Annotated in this window: 17 protein-coding genes; 6 read left to right on the plus strand and 11 right to left on the minus strand. The window is 60.3% G+C overall.

What is annotated here, in order from left to right:
- The 3 genes from AC1D35_RS31745 to AC1D35_RS31755 form a co-directional block, all read right to left on the minus strand.
- Positions 1–595: hypothetical protein (locus AC1D35_RS31745; RefSeq protein ID WP_477941822.1), on the minus strand; the 595-nt coding region annotated here is incomplete at its 3' end.
- 15 nt (positions 596–610) lie between these two features.
- Positions 611–2,938, minus strand: a complete 2,328-nt coding sequence (locus AC1D35_RS31750; RefSeq protein ID WP_113310944.1) for a PAS domain-containing protein — start codon at positions 2,936–2,938, stop codon at positions 611–613.
- A gap of 280 nt (positions 2,939–3,218) precedes the next feature.
- Positions 3,219–4,874: an alpha/beta hydrolase gene (locus tag AC1D35_RS31755; RefSeq protein ID WP_477941823.1), complete on the minus strand. Its 1,656-nt coding sequence runs from the start codon at positions 4,872–4,874 to the stop codon at positions 3,219–3,221.
- A 196-nt stretch (positions 4,875–5,070) separates the two neighbouring features.
- Between AC1D35_RS31755 and AC1D35_RS31760 the strand changes: the two genes are divergently transcribed.
- The 3 genes from AC1D35_RS31760 to AC1D35_RS31770 all read left to right on the plus strand — a co-directional run bounded on the left by AC1D35_RS31760 (position 5,071) and on the right by AC1D35_RS31770 (position 7,621).
- Entirely contained in the window at positions 5,071–5,508 is a 438-nt protein-coding gene (locus AC1D35_RS31760) for a GNAT family N-acetyltransferase (RefSeq protein ID WP_113310946.1), read from the plus strand.
- 104 nt (positions 5,509–5,612) lie between these two features.
- Positions 5,613–7,211: a hypothetical protein gene (locus AC1D35_RS31765; protein WP_113310947.1), complete on the plus strand. Its 1,599-nt coding sequence runs from the start codon at positions 5,613–5,615 to the stop codon at positions 7,209–7,211.
- Positions 7,208–7,621: a hypothetical protein gene (locus tag AC1D35_RS31770; protein WP_113310948.1), complete on the plus strand. Its 414-nt coding sequence runs from the start codon at positions 7,208–7,210 to the stop codon at positions 7,619–7,621. The genes AC1D35_RS31765 and AC1D35_RS31770 overlap by 4 nt, the downstream gene beginning before the upstream one ends.
- Positions 7,622–7,685: 64 nt before the next feature.
- Here AC1D35_RS31770 and AC1D35_RS31775 read toward each other — a convergent pair whose 3' ends face one another.
- Both AC1D35_RS31775 and AC1D35_RS31780 read right to left on the minus strand, forming a co-directional pair.
- A complete protein-coding gene (locus AC1D35_RS31775) occupies positions 7,686–8,357 on the minus strand; it encodes a VOC family protein (RefSeq protein ID WP_113310949.1) in 672 nt (223 codons plus the stop codon).
- A gap of 105 nt (positions 8,358–8,462) precedes the next feature.
- Positions 8,463–9,380: a LysR family transcriptional regulator gene (locus AC1D35_RS31780; protein ID WP_162748606.1), complete on the minus strand. Its 918-nt coding sequence runs from the start codon at positions 9,378–9,380 to the stop codon at positions 8,463–8,465.
- Positions 9,381–9,497: 117 nt separating this feature from the next.
- Here AC1D35_RS31780 and AC1D35_RS31785 point away from each other — a divergent pair, with 117 nt between their 5' ends.
- Together AC1D35_RS31785 and AC1D35_RS31790 are read left to right on the plus strand one after the other, a co-directional pair.
- Positions 9,498–10,367: an aldo/keto reductase family oxidoreductase gene (locus AC1D35_RS31785; protein WP_113310950.1), complete on the plus strand. Its 870-nt coding sequence runs from the start codon at positions 9,498–9,500 to the stop codon at positions 10,365–10,367.
- A 284-nt stretch (positions 10,368–10,651) separates the two neighbouring features.
- On the plus strand, positions 10,652–11,668 hold the full coding sequence (locus AC1D35_RS31790) for a carbon-nitrogen hydrolase family protein (RefSeq protein ID WP_113310951.1): 1,017 nt from the start codon (positions 10,652–10,654) through the stop codon (positions 11,666–11,668).
- A 68-nt stretch (positions 11,669–11,736) separates the two neighbouring features.
- On the opposite strand, the gene AC1D35_RS31795 is transcribed toward AC1D35_RS31790, so the two are convergent.
- The 6 genes from AC1D35_RS31795 to AC1D35_RS31820 all read right to left on the minus strand — a co-directional run bounded on the left by AC1D35_RS31795 (position 11,737) and on the right by AC1D35_RS31820 (position 14,401).
- Complete coding sequence (locus tag AC1D35_RS31795; RefSeq protein WP_477853187.1) at positions 11,737–11,880, minus strand: hypothetical protein; 144 nt, start codon at positions 11,878–11,880, stop codon at positions 11,737–11,739.
- Entirely contained in the window at positions 11,880–12,143 is a 264-nt protein-coding gene (locus AC1D35_RS31800; protein ID WP_477853188.1) for a TetR/AcrR family transcriptional regulator, read from the minus strand. Before AC1D35_RS31800 ends, AC1D35_RS31795 begins: the two co-directional genes overlap by 1 nt.
- A gap of 136 nt (positions 12,144–12,279) precedes the next feature.
- Positions 12,280–12,777 carry a hypothetical protein gene (locus AC1D35_RS31805; protein WP_113310952.1) on the minus strand — a complete coding sequence of 166 codons (498 nt, stop codon included), beginning with the start codon at positions 12,775–12,777 and terminating at the stop codon, positions 12,280–12,282.
- A gap of 217 nt (positions 12,778–12,994) precedes the next feature.
- Positions 12,995–13,699, minus strand: coding sequence for a hypothetical protein (locus AC1D35_RS31810; RefSeq protein ID WP_113310953.1), 705 nt, complete (start codon positions 13,697–13,699; stop codon positions 12,995–12,997).
- 85 nt (positions 13,700–13,784) lie between these two features.
- On the minus strand, positions 13,785–14,090 hold the full coding sequence (locus AC1D35_RS31815; protein ID WP_113310954.1) for a hypothetical protein: 306 nt from the start codon (positions 14,088–14,090) through the stop codon (positions 13,785–13,787).
- Complete coding sequence (locus AC1D35_RS31820; RefSeq protein ID WP_113310955.1) at positions 14,075–14,401, minus strand: hypothetical protein; 327 nt, start codon at positions 14,399–14,401, stop codon at positions 14,075–14,077. Before AC1D35_RS31820 ends, AC1D35_RS31815 begins: the two co-directional genes overlap by 16 nt.
- Positions 14,402–14,670: 269 nt before the next feature.
- Between AC1D35_RS31820 and AC1D35_RS31825 the strand changes: the two genes are divergently transcribed.
- On the plus strand, positions 14,671–15,357 hold the full coding sequence (locus AC1D35_RS31825) for a hypothetical protein (protein WP_162748593.1): 687 nt from the start codon (positions 14,671–14,673) through the stop codon (positions 15,355–15,357).
- The last annotated feature ends 46 nt before the right edge of the window (positions 15,358–15,403 follow it).

A 15,403-nucleotide genomic window follows, 5' to 3' on the forward strand; every position in this document is an offset into this window, starting at 1 on the left:
GCGCCGTGCCGGCCCGGCGCCGCAGTTCCCATGTCGAGAATTTCTGGTTCAGCTGCGTCAGCTTGTTGCGCCCGGTCCAGGCGCGCGTCATCTCCATGATGGTGCCCTTGCCGCTTGCAGCAACCACGACACGGATGCTCGTCGCGCCGATTTCGAGTTCGACCGTCCCGCTCGGCGCGGTGGCCGTCGGGACGGACCGGTATTTCCTGCGCGACTCCCTGAGGCGCGTCAGCGTCTCGCCGATCCTGTCGGCCGTGTCCTGCGAGATGATGGCCGTTGTTTCGTAGCGGCTGGCAATTCGCGCAAGTGAATCATAGGGATGCGGAGCCCATAACAGAATGGGAATGTGCCCGTCGCTCTGGCGCACAGCGCTCATGATGTCCACGGCATCAAGCGCCGCACGCTCGGCACTCTCTCCGTGCACAGGCATGGCGCCGATGAGAATGCCGTCGAACGCTCCCTTCTTGCTTGCCACCGCTACGACCGCGTCATTTCCCGTCTCTGCACCAACGGTGCTGATCTCAATCGAGCTCAATTCGATATCAAGGGCTTGATTCCAGCTCTTGTCGGGCGAAACGACCAGTAGGCATGTCATCGGCTTATCCTCGATTCAGGTCGGGCTGATCGGCAGGCGCACAATCACCCGCCATTCCCCGTTGGAACCAATGCCCTGTTGAATTTCTCCGTTATGCGCTTCGACCACGACCCGGATCACACCCAGACCGTGCCCTGACAATGCGTGTGCCCTGGACTCCGCATAGGCGATCTGGTCCCGGCCGCCATCGCCTCCATCCACCTCGTCAACTTCGCTTTCAATTGTCGCCATGCTTGCGATCGCGTGCTGGAGGACGACTTCGATCTCGGCAACGGCGCCATTGGCGGTCAGTCGGGCTCGCAACAGATTGTCCGCACTGCTGATGGACAAGGGATATCCCAGCAGCGAGCGAAGAGCGAAGGAAAGCCGCTCCGGATCGCCGCCGACCAGCAGCGGACCGTCGGGCACATCAAGGGTCAGCGTAGCGGCTTCGTTGGCAGGCAGTGCGTCACGGAACCGGAGGAGTTCTGCTGTCAGATCCAGTTCGCTCGTGCGCCGTCTCGGCTGTGAGATGACGTCATAGACGCTTGCCACTCTTTCATATGGAATCTTCGCCATCGTGAGGCAGCGCAGCGCCTGCTCCACCGACAAGTAGGCCGGTCCGGCGGCATCCATGCCGGCGAGTGACCGTTTCAAGAGGGCGGCTGCAAGCATCAGGTTGCCATGCGCCTGCCCCATGACAGTCTGCACCGCCATTTCCATATATTTGAGGGAGCCGACCCATGCAGCATTTTCGACATCACCCAGAAGCCATACGTGCCGATGGAATGCGTCGTCATGATAGGACGCCCCGGCCATCGCCGGACGCTCGATGCCGTCAGGCCCGATAAGGCGCAGATGCTCGCCCGACGCCGGGATAGATCCGGAAGCAATTGCTTCCTGGCTGGCCCGATCGGCTCCATAGGCTTCCAGATGAGCGTACCGGTCCGCCTCCGGCAGCGGCAGCGGAACATCTCTCATGAGACCCAGCAATCTGCGCGCCGCCTTGTTTGCGCGCTCGATGCGCGTACCTTCGCCCAGGACAACGACGCCCTGGTCGACAAGGTCCAGCAACACGGAACCGAGCCGTGCCTCGAACCAGAGCTGCAGCGCGCGTTCGATTTCCTCAACGAGATGTTTCAGCGCCTCCTGCTCCGGCGGCGGGAAGGCGTCGAGCTGCGTCGACTCCAGATCGAGTATCCATTCGATCTCGACGGATGTTTCCCTCATCAATCGAAGCGGCAGGCACATGGCCGATGCAGCAGCCTCCGCAGCTTGCTTATAACCGAACGGCGGCGGCTTAGTGCGGACATCTCGCGCGTACAGGGCTTTTCCCTCGCTCAGCACATGGCCAAGCATTCCCTGATCCAGCTTCTGGACAAATCCGTCCTCGACCTTCAGGGACTTCTCCGTGTCATATTGCGCGACGATCTCGAATTGTCCGCGGGCGCGATTGACGCGAAACAGGCCCACATATTCGAGCTCGAACCCTTCGCCGATCATGCGCACGCAGTCATTCGCCAGGGGGCGCGGCAGGGCGCGGGGTGTGAACAGCGCCGAGATTGCCCTTGCCCGGGTCACCGTGCGCCGCTCGAAAGCTTCGCCTATCAGCCGCAGGACGAGTTCCAGGCGAAAACTGTTCAGATATTTCTGTTCCGTGTCCCCGAAAGGCCCAGGCTCCGTTTTCGCACGGCGCCCAAGCGTCAGCGAGGCCGCAACGCGGCCGCCGTCCATGCGCATGGCAGAGACGTAACTTTCGATGCCCCGCTTGCTATATTCCTGGGAAACCGGATTTTCCTGCAGCGCCCTGGCTTCGGGATTTTTCTCGTAATAATCCTCGAGACTGGAAATCGAGATATTGGCCCCCTCCGTCCTGTCCATCAGGATCGTGGGGATTTCCATCCAGCGGGCGGGCCACGGAAACTCGGCATCGCCATCCATGGCAAATCGACCGCGGATCAGGGTCATGTCTTTCCTGGGGCTCGTATAGGATTCGATATAGGTGAACACGTCGAAGGCGAGATAGCTGCGCAGGATCCTGTGCACCTCGCGCAGCATTTGCACGGGATCGCCGCCGGCGGCGCAGCAGGCATCGAACATCTCGACCGACGCATTCCGACCGGCTTCGTCGGCACTCTTGCTGACGAATGCCTCCAGCATGGTGGCGGAATCCGGCAACTGAGAATGAACATGCTCCTTGGCCAGGCTCAGACTTTCCCAATCAAGCTTTGGTGTTGCGAGCATGCCGGCGACGTCATGGGCAAGAATGTCCCAATCACCTGTTCCGGATGCAGCTTGCGAAAGGGCCGATACAAGTTCATTCGACCCCGGCGCCGTTATATTGTCGCTGGAAGACTTTGACATGGGTTAGCCCGCCAATACTATTCACAGGAACTACATCAGCGAGCTAAAATTTCTATCACAACTGCAGGAAGAAGAATAGCCTGTTTATTTATTCGAAACTCCAAATGATGGTAGTCAGGTCAACTGATGACTGACAAGGAATAAATACCGCTCGGTAACATGTGATCCAGAACACATGATCACAATTTCGTAGTCTATCGAAAGTATAACTCGGAATTTCACCTGAATAAGACATTTTTAATATTTCGGCTTCGGCGATGAATGCCCTCGTCCGTTTCATTCACTTTGCAACAGACACCCTCTCGAAATGCACCTTCAACCGCTCAATCTCCTCGGGCGACCATCCGGCCGGGTCCGTCACCGCGACCCAGGCATCGATGTAATGCTGCGGCGCATAGACATGGCCATAGCCCATGGGCGACGTGGTGGCGATCATGGCGTCGAAGCCGAGTTGCAGAGTGGTTACGATCGGAAACCACCGGAAATACGGCGAGACATCAGGACCTCTCTCCCCCTTCATCCAGTCCGGCTYCCGATAAAGCGCGCGCCAGTCGAAAAAGGTGACGGGATCGCTGGCATATTGCAGGAAAACGATGCRGACCGGCCCCCAGGCAGCGTCCGGACGATCGGCGGTCGTCTGCTGATTGGCAAAGCGGATCATGCTGCCATCGCGGAATTGCGGCAGCCAGGCCGGCGATCCGGGGTTCCGGTTTGCCGTCACATGGGCCCATGTGGAACTCGCAAAGGGCGGCCCGCTCCATAAAGCCCCCTGGAACGGATCGGCAAACACGTCGTACAGATTGACGGACGATTGGGAATTCAGTGCCCCGAGGCTCAGGCCGTGCAGATAGAGTTTCGGGCGATGATCGCGCGGCAGTGTCCGCCAATAGGCATAGATTTCGTTGAAAAGTGCTCTTGCCGCATCGGACCCGTATTCAGGCTCGACCATCAATGAGAGCCAGCTGCTGAGATAGGAATATTGCATCGCGACCTCAGCCACATCGCCGCGTAGGAGATATTCGACCGTATCCATGGCCTCGGGATCGACCCAGCCGGTCCCCGTCGGCACGACGACGATCAGGAAGGCCCGCTCGAACGCGCCCTGGCGCTTGAGTTCCGCCAGCGCCAGGCTTGCCCGCGCCTCCGGGCTATCTGCGCTGTTCAAGCCAACATAGACCCTGATGGGCTCCTTTGCGGGAGACTGCAGGAAGGTGCCGATCTGGTCCCGTGTCGGCCCCGATGTGACGAAATGGCGCCCCTGCCGCCCGAGCTCCTCCCAGTTGACGAGCGATGCCGCGCTTCCCGTCTTGCCTTGATCGCCAGGCATCGGCGTATCGTCATCGATCAGCGCGTCGGCCTCCTGAAAGGATGAATCGACGAGGCGCAGCGCAACATGGAACAGCAGACCTTCGGCAATGGCCCAGAACACGAGGATCGACAGCAGGGTTCCGGCAACGGCGGCGAGCCGCCTTGGAATGAAACGGCTGGTGCGGGCATAACTGGCAAGAACCATTCGTCTGAAAAGCCGGCCGATCGCGACCAGCAGGATGAAGACGAATGCCGCGGTAAGGACCAGCAGGAAGGGTTCGATCGTGGCGTTGGGAGCAAGCTGCATCAACGCCCGGACGGAATTCTGCCAGGATGACGACTGCCACACGAAAAACGCAGCAACCATGACGCCTGCTATCACGGCCACGGACCGGGCCAACCGCCCGGTGATAAGCCGGAACGAGGGAATCTCGAGATAGATCCAGAGCCATTGCAGGAAGGCGCCACAACAATATCCGGCCGCCGCACACGTGCCCGACAGCGCGCCTTGCACGAACCACGACCGCGGCATCAGGCTCGGCGTCAGCGACAGACACAGGCCGACCAGCGCGAAGAAAAGACCGGGCCATGAAAGGGGCCTGACAGAAGCTATCGTGGAATGTCGCATGAACACCTTCCAACACGCCGAACGCTGCATTCCCTGTTGTATGACAACACTCGCATACAATCCAGAAGCGATGCGCGTGATCGCATGATAGGCTGCAATATTCGCCTGATGCCCCGCAGGCCAAAAACCGCATCACAAAAACCGACATCCCGCCCCGTTAAGCCACGCCTTTCCCGATCCGAATGCGAGCCGAAAAATGACCGCCATCACCACCCGCGTCATCGCCGAGCCGACGGAAGCCGATCACCTCGCAATCCTCAATCCGCTGTTTGCCTTCAACGAGGCGAAGACGGGGGATGACAGGTACAGGCCGCTCGCGATCGCGCTCTCAGACGAGACCGGCCAGGTCGCAGGCGGGCTCTGGGCGAAATTCTACTATGATTGGCTCTTCGTCGAGCTGCTCTTCGTGCCGGAAAGGTTGCGCGGCCGCGGGCTGGGCGCAAGCCTGTTGCTGCAGACCGAGGAATGGGCAAGAAACCACAGCCGCAACGGCATCTGGCTCGACACCTTCAGCTTCCAGGCACCCGGCTTCTACGAGAAACAGGGCTACACCCTCTTCGGCGCGATCGATGACTATCCGAGCCGGCACCGGCGGATGTTCTTCCGCAAGCTGCTGTCTGCCGCCTCGGCGTAACGGCCGCAGGTCGCAAGGATCGATCGCCTCTCTCACGAATCTTGGTCAGGTCAGGCCGACAACCTTCCTGCGCCTATGGTCTGGAAAACCAGAGGCGCGATCCCATGACCATTTCGAGCGAGATAAATCGATCCGGCCCCTATAGCGGGGACGGTGTCACCACGGATTTCGAATACAAGTTCAAGATCCTCGAACCCCAGCATCTGCAGGTGATCCGGACGGATGTCTCGGGCACGGATTCAATTCTGGTGCTCGACGCCGATTACACCGTGACCGGCACTGGCAATGACGGCGGCGGAAGCGCGGTCATCGTACCCGCTCCGGCCGACGGCAGCAGGATAACGCTGCTGCTGGACGTGCCCTTCACCCAGGAAACCGACCTGGAAAACCAGGGCGCCTATTATGCGGAAACCGTAGAGCAGGCGCTTGACCTTGTCGTGATGAGGCTCCAGCAGCTCAAGGAAAGAGCGGCCCGCGCAGTCACCATTCCCCCGTCATTCGATTCAGCGACGATCGACAAGCTCATTGCAGACGTTCTGGCGCTCAGCGGCAAAGGCGACGCGCTGGAAGCCGTTGCCGCTGTCTCGCAGTATCTGGAGACCGTGGCTGATATTGCTGATGAGATTCCTGCTGTTGCCGGCCTGACGCAGACCGCCCAGCAGAAAGCCGCTGAAGCCGCTCAGTCGGCGACGAGCGCAAATGCCAGTGCCGGCCTCGCGGCCGCCTATGCAACAAATCCGGAAGATGTTGTGGTTCCAGGTTCGGGCGGACTGTTTTCCGCCTTTCATTGGTATCGCAAGACGCTGGCGATCTACAATGACGTCGCCAATACCCTGGCCGGCTGGGTGCACGGTGCGACTGCAAAGACCGACATCGTCGATGCCGATGAATTCGCCATCGCGGACAGTGCGGCAGGCTGGGGCCTGAAGAAGGTTCTGGCAAGTAGTGTTGTCAAATACGTCTGTGTTTCCACCGGTCTTGATTTCTTTACAGGATTCATTCCCGCTTATGTCGGCGTTACCTCTGTCACCATCGGCCCAGGCGTTGGCTGGTTTGGCGGCAAGAAGCATCAGACCACCGTTGCCACGGCAAAAACGCTTGTTCAGCTGCTCGACACAGGGGCTTTGCAGCCGTCAAAGACGTATTTTCTCTATGCCGTTAAGAAGACATCAGATGGCACCACGGATTTCGTGATGTCACTGTCGGCATCGGAGGCGGGCGTCACGAAGCCGGTCGGGTGGGAATGCCTGTCTGGGAGCCGCGTGGGCCTGATTATCACCAATGCATCGGGAAACATTGTTCCGTTCTGGCAGACCGGCAATGAGGTCAACACCGACACCTACACGTGGTTCACCGCCAACGCCAATGTGCAGGGCCTAGCCATACCGAGCAATATTCCTGTCGGGCTGAGTGTAGATGTCTGGGTGCTGATTGACACTGTCGTGGCAAGCACGGGACAGGACTGCGTCGGGATCGTTTCAGATGCTGCCGTCGCCAACTACACAACAGGTGCCGCCCATCAGGTTCGGTGCCGGTCACGCTCGGGCAACGACTATCCAGACCAGAGTGCGGCGGCAGGCAAGGCGCGAAGCAACGTTAATGGTCAGCTCTGGAGGTATGCCGGAGTGACAAGCACAGCCTGTTCAGCCTCCTTCCTGGTATGCGGCTGGCATGATTACACCTGCAAGAGGTTATTCGCATGACAACTGTGTATGTTCGCTACGACAGCGCCGGAACTATCCTTGAAATACTCACCCGCGATCAGCCTGATATGATCCTCGTCCCTCATGACGACCAAGAGCCCGCGATTGCGAAATACCTTCGCGATCCGACGGGCTCAGAAGATCGCTTCCCTTCCCTCAGGAAATGGCAGCTCTGGCTCGCAGCGCTCGAACTCGAACCGCCGATTTTCAAGGCCGATGTTCTCTCCACGGTCAATGGCATGGCAGGGATGTCGGTCAAAGATAAGGAAACCGTGCGTATCATGATCGAAGACGCGCAGGACTATTCCCGTAAAGACCCCCGTATCGATCTGCTCGCGGTGGCCATGGGAATTCCACCGGACCAGATGGATGATCTTTGGAAGTGGGCGGCCCAGATCGAGCCCGTGTGACATGGGCTCTCGTAAGATGGCGAGCGGGACCGGCCCATCCGGCCGGCGCCGCTCGGCAATCGCCTCATTGCGGCAACGGCTTGCCTGTCTGCTCGGCCATCATGTATTCCGCATACCAGTCCGGCCAGTTCTCGTCGTGCTTTCCGCCATTGCGCTTTTCGTGCTCGCCATGCGCTTCTGCCGCCCGGCGCAATCCTGCGGCGAGGTCTTTCGCCGTGCCGAAGGCGGCAAGGTCCGAAGTGATGCGGCCGGCTAGCCGGACGGTGATTTCCTGGAAAAGCCAGCCATTGCCGTCAGGGTCGTTGAAGGAAGCGAAGGAGCGGTAGCTGCCCCGATCGGGATCGGGGCCGCTGACCCGGCGCCGGCCGAAGAGATAAGGCACGTCGGGGCCGCTGTAGACCTCACCCTCGGGATGAAAGGCCTCGCTGACCTCGACGCCGCGCTCGCGCAGCTCCTTTCTGATCGCCTCGATATCGGAGACGATGAGATAGAGGCCCTGTGCGGAGCCGGGCGCTGCCGGCGTCACGTTTTTCCCGAAGATGACGGATGCGTTCGAGCCCGGCGGGGTGAACTGGATCACCCGGTAATTGTCACCTGAGGAATAATCGGCATCGAGGCGCCAGCCGAGCCCGCCGTAAAATGCCTTGGCCCGGTCGACATCCGAAACTGGCACGACAATGATCTCCAGCTTCATCTCGCTCGTGCCGTTGCCGGTCATGTTGCTTGCGCTGCTCATGATCTTCCCCCTCCATCGTCATTACGATGGTGTTGTTGATGATGGCGATGCGGCGAATGCATCGCCCGTACCCACTCTACCACGTTGCGGGCCGATGATCTCAGCTCACCCTTCCCGCGGCATCGCCTTGATGAAATCGATGAAAGCGCGCAGTGGAGCGGGCACCAGCCGGCGGCCGGGATAATAGAGGAAGGGGCCGGAAAAACTTTCCCACCAGGGCTCCAGCACCGGCTCCAGCGCGCCGCTTTCGAAATAGGGTCTGAGCCAGTCCTCGAAGGTGAAGACGATGCCGGTTCCGGCCACCGCCGCATCGACGGCGAGATCCGTACCGCCGCCGTTCTGGACGATCAGCGGGCTTGGCGGATCGACCCTGACGATCTCGCCGTCGCGCTCGAATTCCCAGACCGGAATGGCGCGGCCGGCAAAACGCCCACGGATGCAGGCATGCTCGAGCAGATCGCGCGGATGCTCAGGCCGCCCATGTGCGGCGAGATAGGCAGCTGAGGCACCCCCGGCAAAACGCTGGATGCGCGGGCCGATCGGCACGGCGATCATGTCCTGCTCCAGCCGCTCGTCATAGCGGATGCCGGCATCGCAGCCGGCGGCGATGATATCGACGAAATTCTCCTCGGTGACGATTTCCAGCCGAATATCCGGATAGGCTTTCAGGAAAGCCGGCACGATATCGGGCAGCACCAGCCTTGCCGCGCTGACGGGCACATTGAGCTTCAGCGTGCCGGCCGGCCGATCGCGAAAATCCTTCACGAAGTCGAGGGCCGCATCAATCTCGCTGAAGGCGGGGCCGAGCCGTTCCATCAGCCCACGGCCGGCCTCCGTCGGCACCACGCTGCGTGTCGTGCGGTTGAGCAATCGCACGCCGAGTTCCGCTTCCAGCCGCCGCACCGCATCGCTGAGCGCCGATGAGCTCATATGGCCCGCCCGCTCCGCCTCGCGGAAACCACCGGATCTTGCGACGGCGAGAAAAGCGCTGACATCGCTGATTTCAGGCACACCTTGTTTCATATTCCAGATCTCACTCATTGTCCTCCACACAGGACAGCCCGTCCGGATTATAGCCAATTGTCCAACCAATGATCCAGGCCTATCTCCTCTTCGCCTTCAAACGGAGATCCAGAATTCATGTCTACTGTCGAAAAATCGGGAAGCTTCAAACTCGGCGACCGCACGGTGAAGCGGCTCGGCTATGGCGCCATGCAGCTTGCCGGCAAGGGCGTCTTCGGGCCGCCGCGGGATCGTGACGAAGCCATCGCCGTGCTGCGCGAAGCGGTCGAAAGCGGCGTCAACCACATCGACACCAGCGATTTCTACGGCCCCTACGTCACCAATGAGATCATCAGGGAAGCGCTGCACCCCTATAGAGACGATCTTGTCATCGTCACCAAGGTCGGCGCGCTGCGCGGCGCCGACGGCTCCTGGAATCCGGCCTTCTCGAAGGAAGAGCTGACCGCGGCGATCCACAGCAACCTGAAAAATCTCGGCCTCGATGTCATCGAAGTGGTCAACCTGCGCGCCATGTTCGATGTGCATGGTCCGGCCGAAGGCTCGCTCGAGGCGCCGCTGACAGCTCTGGCCGAGCTGCAGCAGCAGGGCCTGATCAAACATATCGGCCTATCGAATGTCACCGCAAAGCAGGTAGATGACGGCCGCAAGATCAAAGACATCGTCTGCGTCCAGAACCAGTACAATCTCGCCAACCGTGAGGATGACGCGCTGATCGACAAGCTCGCAGACGAAGACACGGCCTACGTGCCCTTCTTCCCGCTCGGCGGCTTCTCTCCCCTGCAGTCCTCGACGCTCTCGGATGTCGCCGCCCGCCTCAGCGCCACGCCGCTGCAGGTGGCGCTCGCCTGGCTCCTCAAGCGCGCGCCGAACATTCTGCTCATCCCCGGCACATCCTCGCGTGGTCACCTCAGGGAAAACCTCGCGATTGCAGATATCGAGCTGCCCGATGATGTAATGGCTGAGCTCAACGGCATTGCCGCAGCGTAAGGCGCCTGACTCTACGCAAGGCAAACAGATGGCGGCGGATCATCCGCCGCCATCCAGGAAGTCGCGTCACAGCCTCCTCACGGGCACCTCCCCAGATTGACGAATCGCGCCGGCAGCGACATCTTCTGGCTTAGGCGTGGCCTGCGCCCAACCTCCATCGATCCTCCCCGGCAGGGTCTTTCAAACGGAGGCAAAGGGACTTCCGTCTCGGGTTCGAAAACCTTGGTCCGATCGCTCGGGCGTGGTTGCCGGGGAACATGCGTCCGTGACGGAAAGGCCTGACAATGACCCGAAACGGAAACTTCAAACGCAGGGTGCGCACCCGCGCCGCAAAGACCGGCGAATCCTATACTTCAGCCCTCAGCCACATCCGCGCGCCGCAAACAACATCCCGAACAGAACCGCAAACGGATGAGCCCACAGGCAAATCCCTGCGGCTGGCCGTCGCCCAGTCCACGGTCCGCCTGGACCCGCGCGATGCCGACGCCTTCCGCGCCAACGGCACCGAAATGCGCCACCTCATGCGCCAGGCGCACGATGCCGGCGCCCGCCTCCTCCACTTTTCCGAGGGAACGATCTGCTTTCCCCACAAGCGCATCCTCTCCGAAATCGGCCCCGCCGAGATCGGCGCTGCCGACTGGAGCCGTTACCAATGGGAGGTCCTGCGCGAGGAGATGGAGGAGACGAGAGAGCTCGCAAGGGAGCTGAAGCTCTGGACGGTCTTCGGYGCACCCCACCGGCTGACCCCGCCGCACCGGCCGCATAACAGCCTCTATGTCATCTCTGACAGGGGCGAGCTGGTGACGCGCTATGACGAGCGCCTGCTCTCCCACACGAAGATCTCCTTCATGTATTCGCCGGGCAAGATCCCCGTCACCTTCGAGGTGGACGGCCTTCGCTTCGGCTGCGCTGCCGGCATGGAGTCGCATTATCCCGAAATCTTCATCGAATATGAGAGGCTCGATGTGGACTGCATGCTCTTCTCGACTTCGGGAGAAACACCCTCTGCAGCCCCGCCCTTTGCCGCCGAGGTGCTCGGTCTCGCCGCCAGCAATACCTATTGGGTCAGCTACGCCTCCCACGCCCCGCAGAGCGTGATTGCTCCCTGCGGCATCGCTGCCCCCAATGGCCAATGGGCAGCCCTCTGCCCAGCGGACGGGAAGCCCGGCATCGCCTTTGCCGACATCACCACCAATCCGGAGAACCCTGCGCGGCCCTGGCGGCGCACCGCCCGCGGCGATCTCTACCAGCCGCACCAGATCGACGGCGATCCGAGAAGCGACAGCCGCGAAGCTTTCTGAAACGCCCGTAAACAGACCGGCGGGCAATCCGCCCGCCGGCGCCATAAGACGCCTTGTCTTGTGCCGGCCTATGTCTTCCCGTGACCAAGCGCATCCATCGCCGTCGCGATGAGGAGCTCCCGCCATTCCTTCGTCAGCCTGGAGTGCACCGCAATGCCGGCGGTGATACCCAGGCCGGAAAAGGCGCTCGTCATGCGGATCAGCCGCTCCATTACGAGATTTGCAAGATCAATGCCGGGTGGCCTCGTGCATGGCCGCTCGAAGGCGACGGCCACCACTGCCCTGTCCCGGTCTTGATTACAGCATCATAAACCGCCTGCTTGGTCGGAAGATGATGCAAGAGCCCCGCCTTCGAATAACCGACGGCATCGGCAATCTGCTGCAGCGCAGCATGGGCAAGCCCATGCTGCGCAAGAAGTGCTGCCGCCCGGTCTATGATCCCGGCATCGATTTCGGCTTTGGTTGGTCTGAGCATGGTCGGACGCTGTGTTCCTCTTGCCTTGCGCTGAAGTGACCGCATTGTGAGCGGCGCACCATCAGGCTCCGCTATAAGGGATGAGTGCGCCTTTGCCTGGTCCGGTCTTCTGCAGCCGGCGAAAATCTGGGGAAGATCAGTCTCTGAAAAGAACGGATGCAGAAAACCCTGCGACCACCCCGCTCCCGAGCATGAAGAGAACAGAAGTCCCCTCGGTCGAAACACCGGAAATGCCAGAGGCTATGCACCCCCAAAACGATATCGTGAGCAATTGCAAGAATGCCTTCCGCGAGGTGCGGTTTGTTATCTGCAAACCGCCGGGCTTTTCCGGCGGGTGGAATCTGAGGCGAAATTTGCGCGCTGAAAAGATGGCCGCCATGATGATCATTGCGAACCACCCCCGCCCGCGCGCGAGGTAGTCTGTCCGTTGCTCAGGTGCGGTGTAAGGCTCGATCAGCCGCAGGCATAGGATACAAGACGCAAAAACGAAAGTCGCGCTGGCCAGCGTCCAGAAAAACGCGACTAGCGAGTATTCGAATCCCCTCGGCAGATACATGCTCAGATGCTTGGCTGCAAACCATGCCGCCACAAGCGCTAGGATGACGGCGGCAAGAAATCCCAGATCAAGTATCATTCACGTCCTGCCCACTTTCCGCGGGGGCTCTATCGGCAGGTAGAACCTGCGCCGAAACGCCAGCAGCGAATAGAGCCGCCCCTTCGGCAATACCCGCCCCCAATATTTCGCCCCAGGCCACGCCGCCATGAAGGCGGGCATGACGGCGGATGCGAAACCCAGATCATCTGTCATCACGTCCCGCCCATTTTGAATTTTACAGCCGCCATCATCCAGCTCAGCGATCGGGCTGCGACCAGCTCTTGCAATCGTCATGGCAATATTCAGGAAACGCCGCGATGTTGCTGGCGAGCGTGGGGTATAGCCTGACGTAAGTGACATCCATCAAGGTGCCGACAGTGATCTCGAAAGTCCCTGCCGGCAGACTGTCCTCATAGGCCGCAGCATCGGGGAAAGCGGCATCCGACGGGCGCGGCAACTGAACGAAGCTGATCGACCACAAGCTCGGATTATCGTCGAGCAGATAGCCGGAGAACCGCTTGCCGGCCTCCGTCGATCCCAGGTCGTGAATGGCCTTGATCATGTCGATATTGGCATTCTTGGTCTTCAGTTCGACAACCGTCGGTGCGCCATTGCCGGAGGCCCGCACAGCCTTGAGCGTCTCCCAATATCCTTTCGAACGCTGTGGGAAAAACTCGGCGAAATAAGCCTTGCCGTTGAGCATATGGATTTGGAACTTGCCGACCCGGCCATAGCGCGTGACCTCGTCGAAGCAGGCAGCTTTTATGGTTCCGTTATCGCAGGCGTACCATCCCTGCTGGGACAGGATACTCACGGCCTTGTCACCCATCCTGACGCCGAAGAGGAATTCCGGACGCCCATGATCGTCAGCACCGGCCGCATCGGAAACGACCGACACAAGAGACAAAAATAGCCCGATACCGGCCGCAATCAGCCTTTGCCCCAGACATCCCGAGAACATATTTCCCTCCGTTGCGGCTCGCGCCCCGCCCGTCTTTGCCGCCCCGTCCGCAAATGCGGCCGCCTCTTTCCACATCTGTTGACGCTCAACCATTGAGCTCGCTGAGCGCACCGAGATAACCAAGCCCCGTCGCCGCAAGGCAGGCGAAGGTTCCGCCCATAAGGCCCGCATGCGCATCCCGGCCCCCGCCCTTGACGTCACGAACGATGAAAAATGCGATCAGGGAGAACAGAAGGATCGCAAGCGCCGTGCCGATGATTCCGCCGATGAAATAGCCGGTCCCGCCTGAGCGATCCGGCACCTGCTCGCCGATCGCGAGGCTCGTCCACAGGCCGCCGAGGAAGGCGAGCACCGCGAGCAATACGATGCTGTTTTTCAGCCCATCAGCCATATGTGCGTTCGCGTGATGTTTTGAGGCGGATAGAACCGGTCCCGATAGCGATAGGCAGCAACAGCGCCGACGAGCGCCACGATCACGACCGCATAGATCCCGCCGGTGAGATAGGACACGAACGGTGCGTTGGAATGCGTCGGGTCCATCAGCCACAGACACATAGCCGAAAAGAGATATGCGAAGGGAGCGCCGATCAGCGCATAGACGAAAACCCGCCATGCCTGCCGCCCACCTTCGGGAAGCATCTGGCTCCAGTGCATCGCCCCCAACCATGCTGCAATCAACGCAGCTCCGACAACCACAGGCATCGATAGCCCTCCCCAATTTCCGATAGAATCGTCCCGCCCGTGCAGCCTCATTCCTGACGGAGGCAAGCCACGGATATAACKCCGGATTTGACGCAAACTCACGGAAACGACGCCGGCAGGACGCCGGCGCTGAAAATATCATTATTCAATCTGCGGATGAAAATCCAGAGGGGCGCTTCAGCCTCATTCGCCATCGGCATCCCTCCCTCGATTTATAAAACAACCCTTCCGCATCTACCCTTGTCTCTCGGCCGAACGGGAGACAAAGCATGGACATCACGTCGGATTATGACGCTTGGTCGCGCAAACGACGCGAACAAAGCGCTGCCGCCGCCAGCAGCATTATTCAATCCTTGGATGAAAATCCAGGTGAGGCTGCAGATAACCTTAATTTCGCGCGTGAGTATGCGGATGTTACGAATTGCCCTGCGCCACCATTGCCGCTGGTCGCAGAATATCGCGACTTCTTTCAAAGGCGCATCGATGAAGCGCGCAACAAGGAGATCCTCTCTGCTTCACCACGTCTGGCCCGCTGGCTAAGCGAAAACGCCACTGCGACGGCATTGGCGAAGGATGATCTTCACAACCTGTCCTCCCTGGAGAGCCTGGCGCAAAAGGCTTCGTCGCCGCAACCTACCCCCCCGCCCGCTGTTCCACCAGCGGCGGCGATTTCGCCCTCTGCAGGACCGACAGCAACTTCACCTGCGAGCCCTGCCACGCCATCAAACGCGCCCGCAACTCCAGCAGTGGAATCCACTGCCACAGCTACGCAATACATCGTTCCAACCGGCCCCGCAGGATCTACGGCCATCGCACCGCCAGATATTCCGGCACAGCCCGTCGCTCCCGCCGTGGCCAACGCGCCTGCAGATTCCCAAGCGTCTCTCACCGAAGATCAAGGAAGAAAAAGAAGCGCTCATCGACAAGATCCTCGCTGCAGCAAACGCTCATCTTGATGAGATTCCCGCGCTGGAAGAGGAAATCCGGACACAGTCCTGGTTC

This window comes from Rhizobium sp. P1_E6, assembly GCF_056405875.1.

Excerpts from the sequence above, each read along its gene's own strand:
- AC1D35_RS31750 (WP_113310944.1), bottom strand. The coding sequence starts at position 2,938 with ATGTCAAAGTCTTCCAGCGACAATATAACGGCGCCGGGGTCGAATGAA.
- AC1D35_RS31760 (WP_113310946.1), top strand. The coding sequence starts at position 5,071 with ATGACCGCCATCACCACCCGCGTCATCGCCGAGCCGACGGAAGCCGAT.
- AC1D35_RS31765 (WP_113310947.1), top strand. The coding sequence starts at position 5,613 with ATGACCATTTCGAGCGAGATAAATCGATCCGGCCCCTATAGCGGGGAC.
- AC1D35_RS31770 (WP_113310948.1), top strand. The coding sequence starts at position 7,208 with ATGACAACTGTGTATGTTCGCTACGACAGCGCCGGAACTATCCTTGAA.
- AC1D35_RS31775 (WP_113310949.1), bottom strand. The coding sequence starts at position 8,357 with ATGAGCAGCGCAAGCAACATGACCGGCAACGGCACGAGCGAGATGAAG.
- AC1D35_RS31780 (WP_162748606.1), bottom strand. The coding sequence starts at position 9,380 with ATGAAACAAGGTGTGCCTGAAATCAGCGATGTCAGCGCTTTTCTCGCC.
- AC1D35_RS31785 (WP_113310950.1), top strand. The coding sequence starts at position 9,498 with ATGTCTACTGTCGAAAAATCGGGAAGCTTCAAACTCGGCGACCGCACG.
- AC1D35_RS31795 (WP_477853187.1), bottom strand. The coding sequence starts at position 11,880 with ATGGAGCGGCTGATCCGCATGACGAGCGCCTTTTCCGGCCTGGGTATC.
- AC1D35_RS31800 (WP_477853188.1), bottom strand. The coding sequence starts at position 12,143 with ATGCTCAGACCAACCAAAGCCGAAATCGATGCCGGGATCATAGACCGG.
- AC1D35_RS31805 (WP_113310952.1), bottom strand. The coding sequence starts at position 12,777 with ATGATACTTGATCTGGGATTTCTTGCCGCCGTCATCCTAGCGCTTGTG.
- AC1D35_RS31810 (WP_113310953.1), bottom strand. The coding sequence starts at position 13,699 with ATGTTCTCGGGATGTCTGGGGCAAAGGCTGATTGCGGCCGGTATCGGG.
- AC1D35_RS31815 (WP_113310954.1), bottom strand. The coding sequence starts at position 14,090 with ATGGCTGATGGGCTGAAAAACAGCATCGTATTGCTCGCGGTGCTCGCC.
- AC1D35_RS31820 (WP_113310955.1), bottom strand. The coding sequence starts at position 14,401 with ATGCCTGTGGTTGTCGGAGCTGCGTTGATTGCAGCATGGTTGGGGGCG.
- AC1D35_RS31825 (WP_162748593.1), top strand. The coding sequence starts at position 14,671 with ATGGACATCACGTCGGATTATGACGCTTGGTCGCGCAAACGACGCGAA.